The sequence below is a fragment of the Halorussus halophilus genome (assembly GCF_008831545.1).
Lineage (GTDB): Archaea > Halobacteriota > Halobacteria > Halobacteriales > Haladaptataceae > Halorussus > Halorussus halophilus.
Window position 1 is genome coordinate 2799867 of record NZ_CP044523.1, and the last position, 19366, is coordinate 2819232.

24 protein-coding genes and 1 tRNA gene are annotated in these 19366 nt (G+C 62.3%); 16 read left to right on the forward strand and 9 right to left on the reverse strand.

Translation table 11 applies throughout. The features are described 5' to 3' along the window. Positions 1 to 20: 20 nt before the first annotated feature. Positions 21 to 94 (reverse strand) — tRNA-Tyr (locus tag F7R90_RS13835). Positions 95 to 333: 239 nt separating this feature from the next. Between F7R90_RS13835 and F7R90_RS13840 the strand changes: the two genes are divergently transcribed. From F7R90_RS13840 to F7R90_RS13855, 4 genes are all read left to right on the forward strand, one after another. Further along, a complete protein-coding gene (locus F7R90_RS13840; RefSeq protein WP_158057998.1) occupies positions 334 to 954 on the forward strand; it encodes a double zinc ribbon domain-containing protein in 621 nt (206 codons plus the stop codon). A gap of 177 nt (positions 955 to 1131) precedes the next feature. After that, on the forward strand, positions 1132 to 1311 hold the full coding sequence (locus F7R90_RS13845; protein ID WP_158057999.1) for a ribbon-helix-helix domain-containing protein: 180 nt from the start codon (positions 1132 to 1134) through the stop codon (positions 1309 to 1311). Positions 1312 to 1314: 3 nt separating this feature from the next. Beyond that, complete coding sequence (gene ftsZ / locus F7R90_RS13850; RefSeq protein WP_158058000.1) at positions 1315 to 2544, forward strand: cell division protein FtsZ; 1230 nt, start codon at positions 1315 to 1317, stop codon at positions 2542 to 2544. 125 nt (positions 2545 to 2669) lie between these two features. Then, positions 2670 to 3386, forward strand: a complete 717-nt coding sequence (locus F7R90_RS13855) for a helix-turn-helix domain-containing protein (RefSeq protein ID WP_158058001.1) — start codon at positions 2670 to 2672, stop codon at positions 3384 to 3386. Positions 3387 to 3390: 4 nt separating this feature from the next. Here F7R90_RS13855 and ncsA read toward each other — a convergent pair whose 3' ends face one another. Then, entirely contained in the window at positions 3391 to 4422 is a 1032-nt protein-coding gene (gene ncsA, locus F7R90_RS13860; protein ID WP_158058002.1) for a tRNA 2-thiolation protein NcsA, read from the reverse strand. A gap of 258 nt (positions 4423 to 4680) precedes the next feature. On the opposite strand from ncsA, the gene F7R90_RS13865 reads away from it, so the two are divergent. The 9 genes from F7R90_RS13865 to F7R90_RS13905 all read left to right on the forward strand — a co-directional run bounded on the left by F7R90_RS13865 (position 4681) and on the right by F7R90_RS13905 (position 11883). Next, a complete protein-coding gene (locus F7R90_RS13865) occupies positions 4681 to 4875 on the forward strand; it encodes a hypothetical protein (RefSeq protein WP_158058003.1) in 195 nt (64 codons plus the stop codon). After that, complete coding sequence (locus tag F7R90_RS13870) at positions 4856 to 5500, forward strand: hypothetical protein (protein ID WP_158058004.1); 645 nt, start codon at positions 4856 to 4858, stop codon at positions 5498 to 5500. Before F7R90_RS13865 ends, F7R90_RS13870 begins: the two co-directional genes overlap by 20 nt. A 69-nt stretch (positions 5501 to 5569) precedes the next feature. Further along, positions 5570 to 6613, forward strand: coding sequence for a zinc-dependent alcohol dehydrogenase (locus F7R90_RS13875; protein WP_158058005.1), 1044 nt, complete (start codon positions 5570 to 5572; stop codon positions 6611 to 6613). Positions 6614 to 6640: 27 nt separating this feature from the next. Then, complete coding sequence (locus F7R90_RS13880) at positions 6641 to 7018, forward strand: 6-pyruvoyl trahydropterin synthase family protein (RefSeq protein WP_158058006.1); 378 nt, start codon at positions 6641 to 6643, stop codon at positions 7016 to 7018. After that, complete coding sequence (locus tag F7R90_RS13885; RefSeq protein WP_158058007.1) at positions 7015 to 8118, forward strand: glycosyltransferase family 4 protein; 1104 nt, start codon at positions 7015 to 7017, stop codon at positions 8116 to 8118. Before F7R90_RS13880 ends, F7R90_RS13885 begins: the two co-directional genes overlap by 4 nt. Beyond that, a complete protein-coding gene (locus tag F7R90_RS13890; RefSeq protein WP_158058008.1) occupies positions 8115 to 9005 on the forward strand; it encodes a class I SAM-dependent methyltransferase in 891 nt (296 codons plus the stop codon). The genes F7R90_RS13885 and F7R90_RS13890 overlap by 4 nt, the downstream gene beginning before the upstream one ends. Positions 9006 to 9317: 312 nt before the next feature. After that, positions 9318 to 10163, forward strand: coding sequence for a deoxyribonuclease IV (locus tag F7R90_RS13895; protein ID WP_158058009.1), 846 nt, complete (start codon positions 9318 to 9320; stop codon positions 10161 to 10163). Between the two features lie 486 nt (positions 10164 to 10649). Continuing rightward, complete coding sequence (locus F7R90_RS13900) at positions 10650 to 11369, forward strand: helix-turn-helix domain-containing protein (protein WP_158058010.1); 720 nt, start codon at positions 10650 to 10652, stop codon at positions 11367 to 11369. A gap of 220 nt (positions 11370 to 11589) precedes the next feature. Beyond that, positions 11590 to 11883, forward strand: a complete 294-nt coding sequence (locus F7R90_RS13905) for a hypothetical protein (protein WP_158058011.1) — start codon at positions 11590 to 11592, stop codon at positions 11881 to 11883. A 14-nt stretch (positions 11884 to 11897) separates the two neighbouring features. Here F7R90_RS13905 and F7R90_RS13910 read toward each other — a convergent pair whose 3' ends face one another. Next, a complete protein-coding gene (locus tag F7R90_RS13910) occupies positions 11898 to 12641 on the reverse strand; it encodes a class I SAM-dependent methyltransferase (protein WP_158058012.1) in 744 nt (247 codons plus the stop codon). Between the two features lie 117 nt (positions 12642 to 12758). On the opposite strand from F7R90_RS13910, the gene F7R90_RS22260 reads away from it, so the two are divergent. Continuing rightward, on the forward strand, positions 12759 to 12929 hold the full coding sequence (locus F7R90_RS22260; RefSeq protein ID WP_192498320.1) for a hypothetical protein: 171 nt from the start codon (positions 12759 to 12761) through the stop codon (positions 12927 to 12929). Here F7R90_RS22260 and F7R90_RS13915 read toward each other — a convergent pair. Both F7R90_RS13915 and F7R90_RS13920 read right to left on the reverse strand, forming a co-directional pair. Beyond that, a complete protein-coding gene (locus F7R90_RS13915) occupies positions 12926 to 13267 on the reverse strand; it encodes an AzlD domain-containing protein (protein WP_158058013.1) in 342 nt (113 codons plus the stop codon). The genes F7R90_RS22260 and F7R90_RS13915 overlap by 4 nt on opposite strands. Beyond that, positions 13267 to 14013, reverse strand: a complete 747-nt coding sequence (locus F7R90_RS13920) for an AzlC family ABC transporter permease (protein ID WP_225741181.1) — start codon at positions 14011 to 14013, stop codon at positions 13267 to 13269. The genes F7R90_RS13915 and F7R90_RS13920 overlap by 1 nt, the downstream gene beginning before the upstream one ends. A 124-nt stretch (positions 14014 to 14137) precedes the next feature. On the opposite strand from F7R90_RS13920, the gene F7R90_RS13925 reads away from it, so the two are divergent. Both F7R90_RS13925 and F7R90_RS13930 read left to right on the forward strand, forming a co-directional pair. Next, complete coding sequence (locus tag F7R90_RS13925) at positions 14138 to 14941, forward strand: class I SAM-dependent methyltransferase (RefSeq protein ID WP_158058942.1); 804 nt, start codon at positions 14138 to 14140, stop codon at positions 14939 to 14941. Positions 14942 to 15016: 75 nt separating this feature from the next. Beyond that, positions 15017 to 16108: an aminopeptidase gene (locus F7R90_RS13930; RefSeq protein ID WP_158058014.1), complete on the forward strand. Its 1092-nt coding sequence runs from the start codon at positions 15017 to 15019 to the stop codon at positions 16106 to 16108. Positions 16109 to 16316: 208 nt separating this feature from the next. On the opposite strand, the gene F7R90_RS13935 is transcribed toward F7R90_RS13930, so the two are convergent. From F7R90_RS13935 to F7R90_RS22265, 4 genes are all read right to left on the reverse strand, one after another. After that, positions 16317 to 16961, reverse strand: coding sequence for a DUF7095 family protein (locus tag F7R90_RS13935; protein WP_158058015.1), 645 nt, complete (start codon positions 16959 to 16961; stop codon positions 16317 to 16319). A 414-nt stretch (positions 16962 to 17375) separates the two neighbouring features. Beyond that, positions 17376 to 17771 (reverse strand): helix-turn-helix domain-containing protein, encoded by a 396-nt coding sequence (locus F7R90_RS13940; protein ID WP_158058016.1) that lies wholly within the window; start codon positions 17769 to 17771, stop codon positions 17376 to 17378. A 204-nt stretch (positions 17772 to 17975) separates the two neighbouring features. Continuing rightward, positions 17976 to 19010 (reverse strand): sulfite exporter TauE/SafE family protein, encoded by a 1035-nt coding sequence (locus tag F7R90_RS13945; protein ID WP_158058017.1) that lies wholly within the window; start codon positions 19008 to 19010, stop codon positions 17976 to 17978. A gap of 2 nt (positions 19011 to 19012) precedes the next feature. Further along, positions 19013 to 19162 carry a DUF7512 family protein gene (locus tag F7R90_RS22265; protein ID WP_192498321.1) on the reverse strand — a complete coding sequence of 50 codons (150 nt, stop codon included), beginning with the start codon at positions 19160 to 19162 and terminating at the stop codon, positions 19013 to 19015. Positions 19163 to 19366 lie beyond the last annotated feature (204 nt).

Below are 19366 nucleotides of genomic sequence, written 5' to 3' on the forward strand. Positions count from 1 at the left end.
CGTTGTCCCGAGAAAATCAGTCCGCCCTCCCCGATTTGAACGGGGGGCAAGTCGATCTACAGTCGACTGCTCTACCAGTCTGAGCTAAGGGCGGTCGAACGCATTACAACGTAGGCCCCGTGCCAGACTTAAGGGTTATTATTCAGTGAGAGATTGCGACACGCTCCCACTCATAATAAACGCCCGTGCTCCGAACCTACCCAATCGGCGACAGAACCGAACCCGAAGAATGGCCGAATTGGAGAATCGGAGGACGGCATCTCGTCTCCCGCTTGTCGGACAGTAGGAACATTCAAATAGGAAGGGCTGTGTAGAACTGATACGAATCGCGTCATGAGCAAGATAACCTTCCGGGCGGACGACGACCTCGTCGAACAGATCGAGGCGTTAGACGCGTCCAAGAGCGAGGTCATGCGCGAAGCGCTGCGCGAGTATCTCGACGGCGGCGCGGGCAGCGAGCGCGCGCCCCAAGAGACGGCGGCGGAGGCGAACGCGAACGAGAGTTCGGCCGCTTCCGGCACCGGAAGTCTCGACGGCGTTCTCGAAGCGCGCGTAGACGAACTCGTGACCGAGCGACTCGCCACGCGGGAGCGACAGTCGCGCGACAGCGCTCAAGACATCAACGTCAACGTGACGCTGGAGAGTGACGCACCGGTTCGAGCGGCGGACGCTCACGCGACGGGTGCCCGAACGAACGTAAACGAGCGGGCACCGGGGCACGCCGAACCGACTCGTGGCGAGCCGAGTCAGACGGCGTCCGACACCGGTGGCGAGAGCGACTGTGGCCAGTGCGGTGAGACGCTGTCCGACGACCACGTTTACTGTCCGAACTGCGGCGAGAAGGCCGCCCGACGACTGTTTTGTGACTGCGGGGACGAAATTCGGTCGGACTGGGGCTTTTGCCCGAGCTGCGGCCGGAGAACGCCCGCAGCGGACGTTTTCGACCAGTCGTAAGACAACGTTTTACACCGTCCGGTACTTATTTAACCTTTGACCATGTGGATACGTTCGCGTAAGACGGTCGTCTTACACACGAGGCGCGCCCCGGGTTAACGCCCGTGTTGCGCGTCCTCACGGCGTAAGACAACATGCGCGGTCCACCGCGTGCCGTCTCTCAGGGGAATACAAGACATGGAACGTGTGACACTACGCATCCCGAAACAACAAATCGAGGAAGTCGAACAGATGGTCGAGACCGGCGAGTTCCCGAATCGAAGTGAGGCGATTCGGGCGGCCGTTCGAGACATGCTGAAAGAACAAGAGGGCAACAACGACCAAGCGACGAGCAAGCGGTCGTGGGCGAAGGTGTAGACAATGCAGGATATCGTTCAAGACGCGTTGGAAAACGCCGAAGAAGAGAAGCGCGAGATGGACGCATCTTCGACGGGCGACGAGTTTGGCGACCCACGAATCGTCATCGTCGGCTGTGGTGGTGCAGGAAACAACACGGTCAACCGCCTCTACAACATCGGCGTAGACGGCGCGGACACCGTCGCCATCAACACCGACAAACAGCACCTCAAGATGATCGAGGCCGACACGAAGATTCTGGTCGGCAAGAGCCTGACCAACGGTCTCGGTGCGGGTGGCGACCCCTCGATGGGCGAACGCGCGACCGAGATGGCCCAGGGAACCGTCAAAGAAGTGCTGGGTGACGCGGACCTCGTCTTCGTCACCGCTGGCATGGGTGGCGGTACCGGCACCGGTGCAGCCCCCGTCGTCTCGAAGATCGCGAAAGAACAGGGCGCTATCGTCGTCGGGATGGTCTCGACGCCGTTCAACGTCGAGCGCGCACGTACGGTGAAGGCCGAAGAAGGCCTCGAAAAGCTTCGCAACGAAGCGGACTCCATCATCGTGCTGGACAACAACCGTCTGCTGGACTACGTCCCGAACCTGCCCATCGGCAAGGCGTTCTCGGTCATGGACCAGATTATCGCCGAGACCGTCAAGGGCATCTCGGAGACGATTACCCAGCCGTCGCTCATCAACCTCGACTACGCCGACATGACGTCTATCATGAACCAAGGCGGAGTCGCGGTGATGCTCGTCGGCGAGACACAGGACAAGAACAAGACCGAGGAGGTCGTCCGCGACGCGATGAACCACCCGCTGTTGGACGTGGACTACCGCGGTGCATCCGGTGGTCTCGTTCACATCACGGGTGGCCCGGACCTCACGCTCAAAGAGGCCGAGTCCATCGCCAGCAACATCACCGAGCGACTCGAAGCCAGCGCGAACGTCATCTGGGGCGCTCGCATTCAGGACAACTACAAAGGCAAGGTGCGCGTGATGGCCATCATGACCGGCGTCCAGTCGGCGCAGGTCCTCGGCCCCAGCACGCAGAAACAGGCCGACAAGTCCCGCGAGCAGATGCGTGACGTGGACGCCCAGTCGTTCGACGCGAGCAAGAACTTTGAGAACAACCAGTCCGAACTCGGTGGGTCGGCGGGAAACGAACACGGCGGTAACCAGTCCTGGAACGCGACGAGCGACGGTGGACAGGACCAAGTCGAGAAGAACAACGGATTGGACGTCATCCGGTAGTTCGTTCGCGTATTACTTCGTTTTCTCTGGTCGCGGATTGCGTCTTTTGGACGACTCCAAGTAGTGCCTACACTGGCCGATACGTCACGCAAACACTTAGTTGATAGACAGTAAGTGCTTCAACTATGTCGCAGTCAGGGGGCGGCGCGGAGTCGGACTCGGTGGTCGAGGTGAAGTTCCGCGTCACCGACCCGAGCTACCCGTTGGTCGCAATTCCAGAGCAGACCGGCTGTTCGACTCACGTCGAGCAGATAATGCCGAACGGAGACAACACCTACTCTATCTTTCACTCGTTCTCCGGCGCTTCGGACGAGGACGTGTTGGCCGCCATAGAAGCGTACGAGGCGCTCGAAGCGCGGATGATAGACGGCGACGACGCTGGCGGTATCGCCGAGATTCGCGTAAACAACCCCGAAAAGCACTTCGTCGCGTCGTTGACCGACGCCGGGGCGATTCCCCGACACCTCTCCAGTGCCGACGGCGTCGCCCACATCGTCGCCGAGATTCCGAACGTCTACGACACCAGCAAAGTCGTGGCGCGCTTCCAAGAGTCTCACCCATCGGTGACAGTGGCGGCACGCCGACAGAAGAGTTACACGACGCCGCTGTTCTCCCGGCGGGAACTCCAGCGGGCCGTCGAGGAACTGCTGACCGACCGCCAGCGGGAAGTTCTCCTCGCGGCCTACGAAGGCGGCTACTTCGAGAGTCCGCGCGAGAAGTCGGGCGAAGCGGTGGCGAGCGAACTCGGTATCTCGCTCTCGACGTTCTCACAGCACCTGCGGAGTGCGGAACAGAAGTTGTGTTCGCTCGTCTTCGAGGCGTTGACCCCCGAACTAGAGTAGAGAATCAGGCGGCGTGAATCGCGTCCAGCAGCGAACACTTCCGGCAGATGTCTCGGGTCGTCGTCGAACCACACCGCTCGCACTCTTTGAGTTCGGGACCGTCTTCGTCACCGTCGTCTCCCTCCTCGCTCGCACCGAACTCGTCTGCGGCCAGTGCGGCGAGGTCTTCGTACCCGGCCATGATAGAGTGACGAGTCCCAGGATGGTTCTCCTCGAGTTGGTAGAGCAGTTCTTGAATCTCGCCGCGGTACGCCTCCTCGGCGTGGGGACACTCGGTGATGTGAGCCGGGAGGTCACGGAGGTGGGCGTACAGCGCAACCTCTTTCTCGGGCACGTCGCGAAGCGGTTTGGCGCGCGGGACGAAGCTGTCTTGGTCGCTGCGCGTTCGCGGGCCGTCGTTCGAATCCTCGGAGTCACTATCTCCTCCCCCGAACGGACCTAAACTGGCGTCGAAGTGCTTGGCGACCTGTGCCACGTCCCCTTCCAAGAAGTTCATCAGCGCAGTCTCTGCCTCGTCGTCCAGATTGTGACCCGTCAGGAGTTTGTCCGCGTCGAGTTCCTCGGCGTAGCGCGACAGCAAGTCCCGTCGGAACACGCCGCAGTACGCGCAGGCCGCCATGTTCTCCGGATCTTTCTCGACCACGTCGTCCATCTGGACGCCGAACTCCTCTTCGTAGGTGACGAGTTCGTGGCTGATGTCGAGGTCCGCGGTCAGTTCCTCGCAGGCGTCCACGCTCTTGTCTCGGTAGCCCTCGATACCTTCGTGAATCGTCAGCGCGACCAACTCGATTCGCGGGTCTTTCTCGAAGGTTCGGTAGAGAATGTCGGTGAGGACGACGCTGTCTTTGCCCCCAGAGAGACCGATGACCCACGTCTCGGGGTCGTCTGGCGTCGCGTCGTCGGGGACGAGGTTGTCCTCTCGAACGCGACGACGGACCCGTTTATCGACAGAAGACGTAAAGTGGTCCTCGCAGAGGTGGAGGCCGGAGTAGGCCGCGTGCATGACCGCCTCGTCGCCACACTTGTCGCAGTCCATCGGACGAGAGTTGCGTTTCCGGGCGTTTGACGGTTTCGCCTCGTGCCGATAAATCAATTATCGGGATATGAAATCAGTTCAGAGGTGGTAGCGGTGGCTCACCCAAACCGGTCGGAAGAGCAGTGTAGCTGCCGCGTTAGAGGGGTCAACGCCGCGAACGAAATCGGAACGACGCTCACTCTCGTGAGCGAATTTCTCACCGACTCGCGCAGGCCACGCCGAATGCCCTAAGGTAACACGGGTCGTACTCCTGCTGCCATGCCCGTGTCAGGATACGACCCCGACGACTTGGACGACAAACTCGTCGAGTTGATGGCCGACCGAGACGTATCGAACTGGCTCACGGCCGAGGAGCAACGCGAGTACGAACAGGGTGCGAACCTCGTGGACCTACTGGACGACGAGGACATCCACGACCTGCTCGCAGGAGACGATGGCGACGGGCCAGACTGACCTCCCGCGGGCGGTGACGGCCGCGGCGGTCGGCGACCCGCGGCCCATCTCCCAACGCGAGGTCGTCCGAGAATGGCTTCGAATGGAGTGCCAGCGAGGGGCAATAGAGTCAGATGCACTCGGGACACTGACCGACCGCGAGGCACTGGACGAACTGCTCGAACGCAAGCCCGGTGCGGCCGCGTTCGTCTGGCGCGAGAGTCCAACGTGGTACGAACTCTCGCTCGACCGCGAGACGTTCGAGCGACTGCACGTGGTCGAGGGACCCGAGAATCTTCGGTGGCGCGCGCTCTCGCCCGACGGGACCGTGCTGGGTGCGGCCAGACGAGTCGCGAACGAAGACCCCGACCGGTTGGCCGCCGAAACGGGGGTGGACGTTCGGAAAGTTCTGCGCTTCAGCGACCAGCCGCCGGGCGGCCCGCTAGTCCTCTCGACCAGACAGGGGTGTTCGCCCGTGACGGTCGCCGACGGCAATCACCGAGCGGTCGCGCAGGCACTCGGTCTGCTGGCAGGCGAGGACTATCGGCCACGGCGAGCGTATCTCGCCATAGGTGCGAACCCCGTCCTGCGACCGTTGGCCGAGCGAACGTGCGGGTTGGTACGACGAATTCTGTCTCGTCTCTAACCAAAGAACGATACGTGAAGCCACCGTACCTCGGTTGGCGACGCGAACTACTGCGTCGTCGGGGGAACCGTGGGTCAGTCACTGTACTTCACCGGGCCGCGAGACGTGGCCGTCCGACAGCGAGAGTGTCCAGACCCCGAAGCAGGGGAAGTTCGGGTTCGCACAGAGTACTCTGCGGTAAGTCCGGGCACGGAACTACTCGTCTATCGGGGCGACGCACCGACCGAGATGACCACCGACGAGACGCTGGACACGCTGTCGGGGTCGTTCGAGTTCCCGCTCCAGTACGGCTACGCCGTGGTCGGTCGAGTCACCGAGACGGGACCGGACGTGGATTCTGAGTGGGTCGGCCAGCGCGTCTTCGCGTTCAACCCTCACGAGAGCCACTTCTGCGCGCCGGTTTCCGACCTGCTCGCCGTGCCCGAGGACTGTTCGTCGGAAGCGGCCGCGTTCCTCCCAACCGTCGAAACTGCAGTCAACTTCCTCCACGACGGTGCGCCACTGCTGGGCGAACGCGTCGCCGTCTTCGGGCAAGGTCTCGTCGGACTGCTGACGACCGGGTTGCTCGCCAACTATCCGCTCGACTCGCTGGTGACGCTCGACTGCTACGAGTCTCGCCGCGCTCGCTCTGCCGAGTTGGGTGCAGACGCGACGCTCGACCCCCGGAAGGGAGAGTGTGCGAGCGCAGGCGAAGACGCCTGCGCGAGCGAACGAATCCGCGAGCAGTTCGGTGACGAGGGAACAGATTTGACCTACGAACTCTCCGGACAACCCGGGGCACTCGACTCCGCCATCGCCGCGACTGGCTACGACGGGCGGGTCGTCATCGGGTCGTGGTACGGCACCAAGCCAGTCGAACTCGACCTCGGCGGCCGGTTCCACCGCAGTCGAGTGCGCGTCGAGAGCAGTCAGGTCAGCACCATCGACCCCGAACTGCGCGGCCGCTGGAGCAAGGACCGCCGCCTCGACGTGGCGTGGGACGAACTTGCCGACCTCTCGCCCGAGCGGTTCGTCACCCACGAGTTCGACATCGAGGAGGCCGAGCGAGCGTATCGACTGCTGGACGAACACCCGGAAGACGCGCTCGGCGTGCTGTTCCGGTACGAATCTTGAAGACGCTGGCCGTCGCCTCCGTAGGGGATGTACAGCGTCACCGTCGAGCGGTCGTTCGTCGCACAGCACTTCCTGACGGTCCCGAACCCCGGACCGGAGGGAGAGCGACACTCCCACGCGTACACCGCGAAGATTCAGCTCTCGGGAGAACGCCTGAACGAACACGGGTATCTCGTGGACATCGACGCAGTGAGCGACCGCGCGGACGAGACGGTTGCCCGCTACAGAGACGCGACACTAAACGACCTCCCGGAGTTCGACGGACTGAACCCGAGTCTCGAACAGTTCGCGCGACTGTTCGGCGACCGCTTCCTCACGGAGTTCGACGCCCCCGAAGTCGAGTCGCTGGCGGTGAAACTCCGAGAGGACGACGTGGCGTGGGCGTCGTTCGAGAGGGAGGTATGAAAGTCGGCATCGTCGTCTACGTCGACATCGAGACGACCAGCGGCGGCTTCCTCTACGACAGGAAGTTAGTCGAGGCGCTCAGAGAGGCAGGCGACGACGTGCAAGTAGTCGAACTCCCGTGGCGAAACTATTCTCGCTCGCTCGCGGACAGTTTGCGTTCCAAAGTCGGGCGGCATCTCCCCGAAGACCTCGACGTGCTGGTCGAAGACGAACTCTGTCATCCCTCGCTGGTCGCTACCGACCCCGACCTGCCAGTCGTCGCGCTGGTTCACCACCTCCGGGCCAGCGAAGCGCGCTCTGGCTGGCGCGAACGACTCGGCCGACCGGTCGAGCGACGAATCGAACGGCGCTACCTCCAGCGAGTAGATGCTGCAATCTACGCCAGCGACGCGACTCGTCGAGCGGCAGAACGCCTCGCAAGATGGAGACCCGACGAAGCTCCGCCCACCATCGTCGCCCGTCCCGCTGGCGACCGATTCGACCCCAAAATCGGCGACGTCGAGCGGGCTATCGCGGAGCGGACTGACCGCGACCCGTTCCGAGTTCTCTTCGTCGGCGCGCTCGTTCCCCGGAAAGGACTGCACACGCTTCTCGACGGACTCCGAGGAGTCGCGGGCGACTGGCAACTGACTGTCGTCGGCGAGCAGAAAGACGAGAGTTACTTCGCACGCGTGCGCGAGCAGGTGCGTGCGAACGACCTCTCCGAGCGCGTCACGTTTCGCGGGCGACTCGGCGACGACGCGCTCGCCGAAGCGTTCGCCAGAAGTCACCTGCTCGCGGTTCCCTCGACGTACGAGGGGTTCGGCATCGTCTACGCGGAGGGAATGAGCTTCGGACTGCCCGCACTGGCGACGACCGAAGGCGGTGCGACTGAGTTGGTGACCCACGGAGAAGACGGATTCCTCGTCGCTCCCGAGAGTCCCGGTGCCGTCGCCGAGGCAGTCCGGGAGCTGCTCCGGAATCGCGAGCGACTGCGAGAGATGAGCCTCGCCGCACGGCGACGTTACGAAGCCCATCCGGGGTGGAACGAGACGATGGCCGAAATTCGCGGGTTTCTACAACAAGTCGCCGACACCGACCAGCGGGAGGTCCCCGCGTGAACTTCCAGCGCTACCTCTCGGCCAAACGGACCGTTGACGACCGGGCACTGAATCGACGCGTCGAAGGCCGACTCGCCGCAGAGCTCTCGGGACGAGAGTCCCTCTGCGCCTTCGAAGTCGGCTGTGGAATCGGCACGACAATCGAGCGACTGCTTACTGAAGCGTGGCTTCCCGACGAAGTGCGCTACACTGCAATCGACCGCCGGGAAGCCAACGTCGCCATAGCGCGAAAGCGACTTCCAGAACGCGCCGCCGCGCAGGGGTACGCAGTTGGCGAGCGCGACGAAAAGCTGGTGTTCTCCCGAGGGAAGCGGCAGGTCAGCGTCGAGTTCGTGGTCGGCGACGCCTTCGACGTGCTTGCCGAATCTCGTGCTGGGAGCGTAGACCTGGTAGTCGCCCAGTCGTTCGCGGACCTCGTGGGTCCGCTCGACGCACTCGGGGCGTTCCGAAACGCGCTCGCTTCGGGCGGCGTGGCGTACCTGCCGCTCACCTTCGACGGCGAGACGGCGTTCGAACCGGTGGCCGACAGGGAGTTCGAGCGTCGTCTCGTTCGGACGTTCCACGACCATCTGGACGAGTCGGGCGACAGTCGAGCGGGACGACACCTGCTGAGTTCGGTGTCCGAGAATGGCGAAGTTCTCGCGGTGGGAAGTTCCGACTGGGTGGTTCGCCCCGGCAAGAAGAAGGGCAAGGGAGGAGCGTCGGTGTATCCCGCGGACGAAGCGTACTTCCTGCACTGCATCGTGTCGATGGTCTCGGGGGCAGTCGAGAAGGAGGGGACGGTTCGGTCGGAGCAAGTCGAGCAGTGGCGAAAAGAGCGAGAGTCCCAAATTTCAGCAGGTGAGTTAGTCTACGTCGCACATCAGCTAGACTTACTCGTCCGGTGAACGAGGCCGCCCCCTGCATTTTGTATAGCACTAAGTAGTTTACTGCGTCTGAGCGGGAGAGCCACCTGCGGAGGTAAAACGCAGGACAGCGGTTGCAACTGCTGCCCGAGGCCATCATTCGGACTACCAACCCGTATTCGAGTCGCGATAGTCGCTGTGCTTCGCGCGCCGGAAAACTGGCTTCGCTCGTCCACGCCCCGCAATCCGCCTGTTCCGCGACTCCGTCGCTCCGCTACGAGAGCCTCACTCGCTTCGCTCGTTCGCCTCTCGCAATCCGAAGCCCATTTACCCCATCCCTGCTTGGCCGCACGTATGAGAGTTGGAGCGCACGAATCTATCGCTGGTGGCGTGTTCAACGCCGTCGAGGCACAGGTGGAGGACGGCGGTAACTGTGGGCAGATTTTCACCCACTCGCCGCAAGTCTGGCAGGACCCGAACATCGACGACGACGAAGCAGCACAGTTCAAAACGCTGTCCGACGACAACGACGTCGGGCCGTGGGTCATCCACTCGTCGTACCTCGTCAACCTCTGCACGCCGAAGGACGGCCTCCGCGAGAAATCCATCGACAGCATGCAGAAGGAAGTCGATGCCGCGGACAAACTCGATATTCCCTACGTGAACGTCCACCTCGGCGCGCACACTGGCGCGGGCGTCGAAGGCGGCCTCGACAACGCCGTCTCGGCACTGAACGAACTGGACGTTCCCGAGGGCGTCACGGTCCTCATCGAGAGCGACGCCGGGTCGGGCACGAAACTCGGCGGCGACTTCGAGCATCTGGACTACGTCCTCTCTGAGAGCGAGCAGGACCTCGAAGTTTGCGTCGATACGGCCCACGCGTTCGCGGCGGGCTACGACCTCTCCAGCGCGGACGCAGTCGATTCGACGGTCGCGGAGTTCGACGAGGTAGTCGGTCTCGAAAATCTGGCCTGCGTCCACCTCAACGACTCTAAGCACGAGTGTGGCACGAACAAGGACGAACACGCCCACATCGGCGAGGGTCTCATCGGCGAGGAGGGCATGTCGGCGTTCGTCAACCATCCGGACCTCGCGGACGTGCCGCTCGTGTTGGAGACGCCCCACGAAGACGGGCGTGGATTCGCCTGGAACATCCAGAAGGTGAGGGAGTTGCGAGACGCGAACGAACGGAGTGAGTGAGGGTCTCGATTCGGAACGGCGAAGCCGTGGAGAGTTGCGAGGTAGCGAGGCGTGAACGAGCGAAGCGAGTGAAGGCCTCGATAATACGAACGGGGAACCGCGAAATTCCAGCGGACTTTCGCAACGTGACCCGTGAGTAGCGATGCCTGAGCGAACGGAGTGAGCGAAGGATTGGAAGAGACGATTTATTTTTTCGGCGAAACCGCGAAACCACCTGTGCCGCGAGAGACGAATCCCGTAGTATAAAATAATTGTCTAGAAGCCACAGATGTATCCCTATGTGACTATAATCGTAACACACGGAACCACGATCACACACTGCGCGCTCGCTCGACTGACAGAAGAGGCCAGTTCTGTCGCTTGGGCGGTGTCGAGCAGTTCATCCGCGCGTTCGATGCGCGGAGCGCGTCACACAGTTCCCACGCGTTCTGCATCATCAACTACAATCTATGTCATCTATCGAGATATTATCGCGGAGCACGAGTGATGCTACTCAATCTGGCCGTGCAGTGGGACAGTTCGACAGTCGAATCGCTCTCGGACTGCGGGGCAATCACGATGAGTAGCGTCGCCGCGGACATCACTATCCCGGCCGACTCGTTCCAACTGGGCCGGGTCGTGGCGGGGACCGACTACCGCATCGAACTCACGCAGTTCGTGCCGACCGGAAGTACGTTCGTCCCCTACTTCTGGGCGGACGCACCCGACTTAGCGGCGTTCGAAGACGCAGTAGAGAACGAAGACCGCGTGGCAAGCCTCGAACGGGTGGACGTCGGGACGAGCGGGACGCTCTATCGAATCGAGTGGGAGACGGAGATAGATGGCTTGCTCAAGGAGATCGACGACCAAGACCTACACATCAAGGAAGCGATGGGGACCGAGGAGACGTGGCGGTTCGAACTGCGAGGACGGGACCACGAGACGCTCTCGTCGTTCCAGCAGTTCCTCAACGAGTGCGACGTGCCGAACACCGTCGAGCGAGTGTGGAACCCGAACGAGTCGCGGAACAACCCCTACGGCATGACGGCCAAACAGCGCGAAGCACTGGAGTTGGCGTTCGAGGAGGGATACTTCGCCGTCCCCCGCGAAACGTCGCTGTCGGAACTCGCAGAGAAGATGGGCATCACGCGCCAGTCGTTCTCCCGGCGAATCGCACGGGGAGTCAACACACTCCTCTCGAACTCGATAATGGCAGAAAGTAAATAAGAGAGGTTTGAATTATCGAATCACCGATGAGGCGACGACTTCGGCATACATACGACGGCCTACTTATACGACGTTCGCTTGCACCCCGATGGCTTACTTAGTTATGTCAACTACTACTTACACATATGACGGCGGAATTGATAGACGAACTCCACAAGTCCACTACTGCTGACGCTCCGTTCGGTACCCCTGAGAGTGGACCAACACGACGTAGGTCTACATGAGCCAGACGAAACAGTTCCGACTGGACTGCGAGTTCTGTGATTCGACCATCGAAGCACCGACCAGCGAGACGTTGAAAGAGCGAGGAGAGAGCCACCTCGATACGAACCACCGCGACACGCTCGAAGCGAAACTCATCGACCAGTTCGGCGGCGAAAGCTGTCGAAACGGTTGCGGGTACGTCTTCTCCACCGAGGAGTGGAACGGGTTCGACTGCGAGAAGTGTGGCCACGACAACTTCTCGCAGTTCGTTCGCCAGTATCTCTACTGGCAAATCGAAGAGTCACAGTAAGCAACCGACTCGACTTACTCTTTAGACACCACACGCCCTCGAACGCAGAGTACCTGCGGCGAGCGCATCGCGGCCCGATATCGGTCGGGAGAGTGTGTTCTGAACGATTCGCGTGGTTTCGGTTCCTCGAACGACTCCAGTCGGAACGCCGATTCGAGTAGCGGTCCGACTATCCCGCTCATCGGCCGGTAGTAGGCCGGAATCTCGGCACCCGGCCACTGCACCACGATGCGCTGGGTCGCGTAGTGGTTCGTGATGTCTCTGGTCTCGCGTAGGTACTGGGGGTGAATCACGGTGAACGCGAGCGTTCCGCGCTCGGTGAGTACTCGATGGAACTCATCGAAGACCGGCGACCACGCTTCGAGATGGCCCAGCATCAGGTGACTGAACACCAGGTCGAAGCTGTCAGCCTCGAAGTCGAGCGGGTCAGACACGTCTGCGTGGCGAAAGTCGGCTTCGTCGCCGAATCGCTCCCGAGCGGTTTCGATTGCCCGTTCGCTGGCGTCGATGCCGACGACTGTCGCGCCGTTTTCGAGGAACCACTCGACGTGGTCGCCGCGCCCGCAACCGGCGATGAGTACCTCGTCGCCGGTCACGTCGGGAAGCATCGCTCTTGTCGCGGGCCACGAGTAGTGTTCCTGAAAGAAGCTGTCGCCCCACGGACTCCCCTGCCTGTCGAGGTCTTCGTCTGCCCGTTCTGCTAAGCTGTCGTACCCTGTCGAAGTATCGGTTCGGGGCGTCTCGTCGCGTTCTGTCATGGCGACTACTCGAACGCCAGTCGATACTGCGAGGCGACTGATATACTTTCTCGGCGACCGACCTTCTGGCGCGTTGCTCCCACGGAGCTTTTGTCACGTCAGCGCAAAGTCTCTCGTATGCGCTCACGTTCAACACTGTTGACCCTCCTCGCCGTGGTCTGCTTCGTCGCTGGAGTCGTCGCCTACACGGTGTTCGACATTCGGTTCGGCTCGGGCGGAAACTCGTGGACGACTGCCATGGCGGTAATAGCCATCCTCGCCGCAGTCGTGACGACGCTCCGCGATTAGAAGAAGAATTCTAACAACCAGAGCGCGCCCATCCCTGCGACAAGCGTCGCTAAAATGTTCTCCGTTCGCCACGCGACGAGCGCCGCGAGCGTGCCAGCGAACAGTTTCGTATTGCCCAGCGAGAGCGCCAGCGTACTGTCGGCGAAGACGATGTCCGGAACGACGAGCGCCGAGAGGACCGCCGCGGGGACGAAACGGAGCGCCCGCTCGACTCGCTCGGGGACCTCGTCGAGCAGGCCGAACAGCGCGATGAACGACAGGCGAATCAGGTACGTCCCGACGCCAGCGGCGACGATGAGCAGCCACAGCGTCGTGGCGTCGAAGGTCGTCTCGGCCATCAGTGACCGCCCTCCGCGTCGTTCGTCGTCTCGTTCGTTTCGTTCGTCTCGTCCGTCGCTTTCTCCCCTGCGACTTCCTCGACCACCAAGCCGGCCGCGATACCGACGACTGCGGCGGTGACGAGTCCGAGGTTGTACGGGAGTCCGTGCGCGACGACGGCAGCGGTCCCGCCGACGACTGCCGCGGCCCCCGTCGAACGGTCGGTGACGGCCGGGACGAGGACCGCCAGAAAGACCAGCGGCACCGCGAATTCGAGGTGCCAGCCAGCGGGTAGTTGCGCTCCGAGGACGATTCCAGCAATCGTCGCGGCCTGCCACGTCACCCAGAGCGGGATTCCCACGCCGAGGTAGTACCAGCGGCGACTGGTCTCGGGGTCGTTCTCGAACTCCAGCAACGAGACGGCGTACGCCTGGTCGGTCAGGAAGTACGAGAGCGCGGCCTTCCAGCGCGGCGACTCTGACTCGAAGTACGGCGCGATAGACGCGCTGTACATGACCATCCGGAGGTTGACGACGAAGACGGTCAAGACGACCACGACGACTGGCGCGCTCCGACCGACGAGTTCGATGGCCGCGAGTTGGGACGCCCCGGCGAAGATGATGACCGACATGGCGAGCGCCTGCACCGCAGGGATACCGACGCCGACCGCGGCGACGCCCGCGACCATCCCGAACGGGACGACCCCCAGCAGAATCGGCGCGGCGACGCGGACGCCCGAGAGAAAGTCTGCTCGTGGTGACGACACAGATGAACCTTCTCGCTGTAGAGTGTAGCACTGTCGGTTCCCCCGCTCGATTGCCGTGTTTCGGCCGACGGACCCAGACCGCCCCGCTTTTCTCGTCCCCGTTCGAAACAACGAGACGATTCACGTGCGCCAGTTCTCCGCCGACTACCTCCGGAACACCCGCCGCGGGATGTGGGACGACCGGGCCGCGCTCGCCGACCTCGAACTCGACTCGCGCGAGCGCGTGCTGGACGTCGGCTGTGGCACCGGCGAACTCTCGGGGGTACTGGCCGAGGAGACGCCCGGCGAAGTCGTGGGCACCGACGCCGACGGAGAACTACTGAGCGTGGCACAGCAGGTCGTTCCGGTGGTCGCTGGAGACGCGACCCGCCTCCCCTTCTCCGACGACAGCTTCGACCTCGTGGTCTGTCAAGCACTGCTCATCAACCTGCCGGACCCGGTCGCGGCAGTCAAGGAGTTCCGCCGCGTGTCCGCGGACCTCGTTGCGGCGGTCGAACCCGACAACTCGGCGGTGTCGGTCGAATCGACGGTCGATAGCGAGGGAGCACTGGCGGCCCGCGCACGGGAGGCGTATCTGGAGGGCGTCCCGACAGACGTGACACTCGGTGGAGAGGGGACCCGCGAGGTGTTCGAGCAAGCGGGGCTCTCGAACGTCTCGACGCGCACGCACTACCACACCCGAACTATCGAACCGCCCTACGGAGACGCAGACGTACAGGCGGCCAAGCGGAAGGCCAGCGGCGAGGGACTGGCGAGCGACCGCGAAACGCTCTTGGCCGGTGACCTCGACGTCGAAGGCTACGACGACCTGCGGAGCGACTGGCGCGAGATGGGTCGGGAGACCATCGAGCAGATGAGTGAAGCGGAGTACAAGCGAGTCGAGGTCGTGCCGTTCTACGTGACTGTCGGTTCTGTCGAGTCGGCATGACTTGTCGAGGTCGTCAACTCGGCGCAACCGAGCGACTCGAAAAAAGCTATCAGGCGAGCGACTATCCTGGAAGATATGGACCCACGTATCCGCGACCACGCCGAGATTCTGACCGACCACTCGACGCAGGTCGAGGCGGGCGACAACGTCCTCGTCCGCGCACCGCCCGCCGCCGAGGACCTCGCCGTCGCAGTCGCCGAAAAGCTAGGGGAAATCGGCGCGAATGCTTCCGTGACGTTATCGAGTACTCGTGCGACACGGGCGTTCGTTCAGGCGGGCGACACCGACGACTTCGAACTCAACGAACACACCCTCGCGATGATGGAGGAGACGGACGTCGTCATCATCATCAAAGGCGACCGAAACACCGCCGAGATGAGCGACGTCCCGCCAGCGAAGCACACCGCCTACGCCGAATCCCAGCGACCGATAGTGGACGAGCGCACGAACAAACGCTGGGTCGGTACCCAGTTCCCCGCGTCGGGCGAAGCGCAGAAGGCAGAGATGAGCACCGAAGCCTACGAGGAGTTCGTCTACGGCGCTGTCAACAAAGACTGGGACGCCCAGCGGGAACACCAGTCCCAGATGGTCGAGATTCTGGACCCCGCAGACGAAGTCCGCATCGTCTCGGGCGAGACTACCGACCTGACAATGAGTGTCGCCGGGATGAAGACGGCCAACGACTACGGCGAGAAGAACCTGCCCGGCGGCGAGGTGTTCACCGCGCCGGTTCCGGACTCCGTCGAGGGCGAGGTGCTGTTCGATAAGCCACTCGTCCGTCAAGGCCGAGAAATCGAAGACGCGTGGCTTCGGTTCGAAGACGGCGACGTAGTCGAGCACGACGCCGAGAAGAACGAAGACGTGCTGGCCGCAGTGTTGAACACCGACGACGGCGCGCGCCGTCTCGGCGAACTCGGCATCGGCATGAACCGCGACATCGACCGGTTCACCTACAACATGCTGTTCGACGAGAAGATGGGCGACACCGTCCACCTCGCAGTCGGTAGTGCAATTCGGGAGACGGTTCCGGACGGCCAGACGTACAACGAGAGCGCGGTCCACATGGACATGATAGTGGACATGGCGGAGGACTCCTACATCGAAGTTGACGACGAAATCGTCCAGCGCGACGGCACGTTCCGATTCGAAGACGGATTCGAGGGATAGCGTCGCACCAGTGAACTCGGTGGCAACCGTCGGGAACGCACCGGGTTTTTTCCAGTTTTTACCAGTGAGCGAGCGCCCTGCGAAGGTTCAAATACCAGCGCGCGGCCAATCTCGGTCGTGACCTGAAAACCAGCGCGCGAGTGGTCGAGGCGGGTGTGTTGGGAACCCTCGCGCGAAACGAATCGCTACCTGTTCCAGCCTGTTCGAATCATACTACGTCGCCCCGAACCGTCGCGCCCTCCTGCCGTTTACGGTAGGATTCGACGGTTTCGGCGGCCTCGGTCGTCTGCTCGGCGTCCATGCCGAGCATCTCCAGCGCGTCGGGGAGCGTCGGGAAGGCCAGTTCGCTCTCGCGTAGCTTGCGGAGCGCCTCGTCCGAGCGCTGGCCGTCGGCCCAGAGACAGACGCCGCGGGGGTCCAGAATCTGCTCGTAGTTCTCCCGAGCGATTGCCCCCTTCAGTCGCTGGGTGACGTTGTCCTCGAATCCGGAGTTGCAGACTTCGAGATGCACCGGTTCGTCGTCTTCCAGCAAGTGGGCGGCCAGACACTTCTCCGGCGCGGCGTGGCCGTTGTCGTTCGCACGAATGTACTCGGGGAACTGCTCGGCCCACTCTGCACGGACGGTCTTGCCGACGCCCTTCACGCCGTGAGTCTGCTCGAACTCCGCGGCGGCGTCGGCGTCACCGCGCAGGAGGATGTCCTTCGTCACGTAGACGTTCAGTCGCTCGACCGGGTCGAGTCCGAGCGCCACGTCGCCGTACACCCACACCTCGCGGACGGGGACGGGCATCGTCTCTTCTTCGACGGTCTGTAGGATTTCAGTCGCTCGTTCGACGGCCCGCGCTCGTTCCATTGGGTTGGAGTTAGGGAGGTGTGCTGAAAACGGTGACGTGTCGGGGCTAGGGTGTTGGTGGCGTAGTGAGAGGATTCGCTGGCGTCTCGAAAGTTCGCGTTGCTGACTTGCGATTAGTTAGTGACACAGGGCGAGCATCAACGAGAGCAACCGTCAGCGGAGACTTGCGGCTAGCTACTCCCGGTGCAACGGAGAGACCGCACCGCCACCGCACCGCGACGGCCACACGCCTCCCCACCCGACTGCGGTCCTCGATTCCAGAAGACGCGACGCGTCTTCTGAGCTGTGGTCCTCATCCCTCACACGGAACTGGTCGCGACCTCAAACCGCAAGGCCGCGACCAGTGCGCGCCCGGGTGGATACGCCAGCAGTAGCTACGCGACCGTCATCTCGTCGGCAAAAAGCAGCCGACCCTTAGTTCTCGGCCATCGCGGGCTGTTCGTCGTACTTCTGGCGGAACTCTTGGAGCAACTGACCCATCTTGGCGTACCAGTCGTTGAGCATCCGCTGCATGTCGTCGGCGACTTCGTCCGGGTCCGTCGGCCGGTAGACGTGGTAGTAGCCACCCTGCTCGTAGTTGACCTGCTCCTTCTGGACGAATCCAGACTGCAGGAGTCGCTGGATGGAACGGTACGCCGTCGAGCGCTCGCGCTCGACGCGGTCGGCCACTTCGTCGATGGTGAGCGGTTCCTCGCTGGTGACTAGCGCTTGGAAACACTCACGGTCGAGTTCTTTCAGGCCGTGGATGCATTCGAGCAACCCCTCACACTCCATGTCTTTCTGGAGGTACTCGGACATCGAATCTGCCATTTTATCTATCCCAGCCTAGGTAGTAGGCACGTAAAAGGTTTTGCATAGTGTGTACAACACTGCTATCTCGTCCAACGACGCCTTCGAACCGACCAGCACGACGGAGTTTACCCCCCGTCAACTGAGAGACTGGCGAAGACGCTCGACGAAGAGAGAACCACGTCGAGAAACAGCATCGCCGGACGACCGGTGTCGCTCGTGCTATCAGTCCGAGGTCTGGGCCATTGCGGGAGTCTCCGTGCGGAGTTCCCGGATGGAGTTGACCACGACTGCGCCACTGACGAGCGTCGCAGCACCGAGGATGATGGCCAGACTCACCGTATCGAGAACCGGCATCTCCAAGATGCCGCCGATTTTGCGCACGGCGACGGCGATAGCACCCAGCAGGAGCATCACGCCGAAGTACACCTTGATGTCGTCCTCGTCCACGAGGCTGGTCGCTGCCGCGCCGAGTCGCGCACCGAGCGCGCTCCCTGCGAGCAGCGGAACGACGATGGCCAGATCCACTGCACCGTCCATCGCGTACAGGAAGCTACCGATACCGCCCGAGAAGACGATCTCGAACAGGTCGGTCCCGACCGCGACCGGCACGGGAACGCCGATGAGGTAGAACAGGGCGGGCATTCGAATGAAACCGCCGCCGACGCCCAGTAGCCCCGAAAGGAGCCCCGTAGCGAACGCGACGACGAGAATCATCCACAGCGAGACCTGCACGCCGCCCCGAAGAGTCATCATCGGCGGAATCCGGTACGACTGAATCGTCTTGGCTATCTCGGGGATGTCGTCTGGGTCGATTTCGTCGTCCCCATCTGCGTCGTGACTGACGCCGCCACCACCGTCACCGCTGATGGCACGGTACGTGATGAACACGCCGATGCCACCGAGGAGGGCGACGTAGGCGACGCTGACGACCGTATCAGCTAACCCGATGTCCTGAAGCCAGTGCAGACCGAGTTTCCCCACCTCGATGCCTGCGGTGGTACCGGCGATCATCAGCACGCCGAGTTTGTAGTCTACTTGGCCGAGGTCACGGTGTTTGAGCGTCGCGATAACCGAGGTCCCGAACACGAACGCGAGGCCGGACGCGACTGCGACGTCCGGTTCGTACCCCATCACGAGCAGCGCGGGCGTAACGAGGAACGAGCCACCCATTCCGAAGAAGCCGAACAGGAGACCGATGAGTAAACCGAATCCGGCGAACATCCCCAGTAGGGAGGCCGCAACTCCGAATATCTCCATCGTTAGTCACCTCGGAGTACGTCCGTGATGGTCGGGCCGAACAGTCGCTCCAGCACGCCGTAGCCGACGTACAGCAGAATCGCCTCGACCAGCACGATGCCGATCAACGCGGCGGCCCCGGTGGGGCCCGAGAGGGTTTCAATTCCGAACATGGTTGGATACGTCGAGTAGTCTTGTGCGCTTCATGGATTTCTGTGCGATTGCTAGTAGCCGACTACCCCACTTAACGGTTTTGGGAATACTGCACAATACCATATTTGAGTACCACATACATGGTTAGACATAAGTTATAGATAGCTACGAGAGACGAAGTCCGTTCATTCGAGAACGGAGATGGAGTCGATAGTCGTGACTTG

Coding starts and splice junctions, on each gene's coding strand:
- ncsA (WP_158058002.1), bottom strand. CDS start 4,422: ATGGACTGCGACAAGTGTGGCGACGAGGCGGTCATGCACGCGGCCTAC.
- ftsZ (WP_158058000.1), top strand. CDS start 1,315: ATGCAGGATATCGTTCAAGACGCGTTGGAAAACGCCGAAGAAGAGAAG.
- F7R90_RS13935 (WP_158058015.1), bottom strand. CDS start 16,961: ATGGAACGAGCGCGGGCCGTCGAACGAGCGACTGAAATCCTACAGACC.
- F7R90_RS22260 (WP_192498320.1), top strand. CDS start 12,759: ATGCGCTCACGTTCAACACTGTTGACCCTCCTCGCCGTGGTCTGCTTC.
- F7R90_RS13885 (WP_158058007.1), top strand. CDS start 7,015: ATGAAAGTCGGCATCGTCGTCTACGTCGACATCGAGACGACCAGCGGC.
- F7R90_RS13905 (WP_158058011.1), top strand. CDS start 11,590: ATGAGCCAGACGAAACAGTTCCGACTGGACTGCGAGTTCTGTGATTCG.
- F7R90_RS13895 (WP_158058009.1), top strand. CDS start 9,318: ATGAGAGTTGGAGCGCACGAATCTATCGCTGGTGGCGTGTTCAACGCC.
- F7R90_RS13870 (WP_158058004.1), top strand. CDS start 4,856: ATGGCGACGGGCCAGACTGACCTCCCGCGGGCGGTGACGGCCGCGGCG.
- F7R90_RS22265 (WP_192498321.1), bottom strand. CDS start 19,162: ATGTTCGGAATTGAAACCCTCTCGGGCCCCACCGGGGCCGCCGCGTTG.
- F7R90_RS13915 (WP_158058013.1), bottom strand. CDS start 13,267: ATGGCCGAGACGACCTTCGACGCCACGACGCTGTGGCTGCTCATCGTC.
- F7R90_RS13900 (WP_158058010.1), top strand. CDS start 10,650: ATGCTACTCAATCTGGCCGTGCAGTGGGACAGTTCGACAGTCGAATCG.
- F7R90_RS13845 (WP_158057999.1), top strand. CDS start 1,132: ATGGAACGTGTGACACTACGCATCCCGAAACAACAAATCGAGGAAGTC.
- F7R90_RS13940 (WP_158058016.1), bottom strand. CDS start 17,771: ATGGCAGATTCGATGTCCGAGTACCTCCAGAAAGACATGGAGTGTGAG.
- F7R90_RS13840 (WP_158057998.1), top strand. CDS start 334: ATGAGCAAGATAACCTTCCGGGCGGACGACGACCTCGTCGAACAGATC.
- F7R90_RS13945 (WP_158058017.1), bottom strand. CDS start 19,010: ATGGAGATATTCGGAGTTGCGGCCTCCCTACTGGGGATGTTCGCCGGA.
- F7R90_RS13880 (WP_158058006.1), top strand. CDS start 6,641: ATGTACAGCGTCACCGTCGAGCGGTCGTTCGTCGCACAGCACTTCCTG.
- F7R90_RS13865 (WP_158058003.1), top strand. CDS start 4,681: ATGCCCGTGTCAGGATACGACCCCGACGACTTGGACGACAAACTCGTC.
- F7R90_RS13910 (WP_158058012.1), bottom strand. CDS start 12,641: ATGACAGAACGCGACGAGACGCCCCGAACCGATACTTCGACAGGGTAC.
- F7R90_RS13855 (WP_158058001.1), top strand. CDS start 2,670: ATGTCGCAGTCAGGGGGCGGCGCGGAGTCGGACTCGGTGGTCGAGGTG.
- F7R90_RS13930 (WP_158058014.1), top strand. CDS start 15,017: ATGGACCCACGTATCCGCGACCACGCCGAGATTCTGACCGACCACTCG.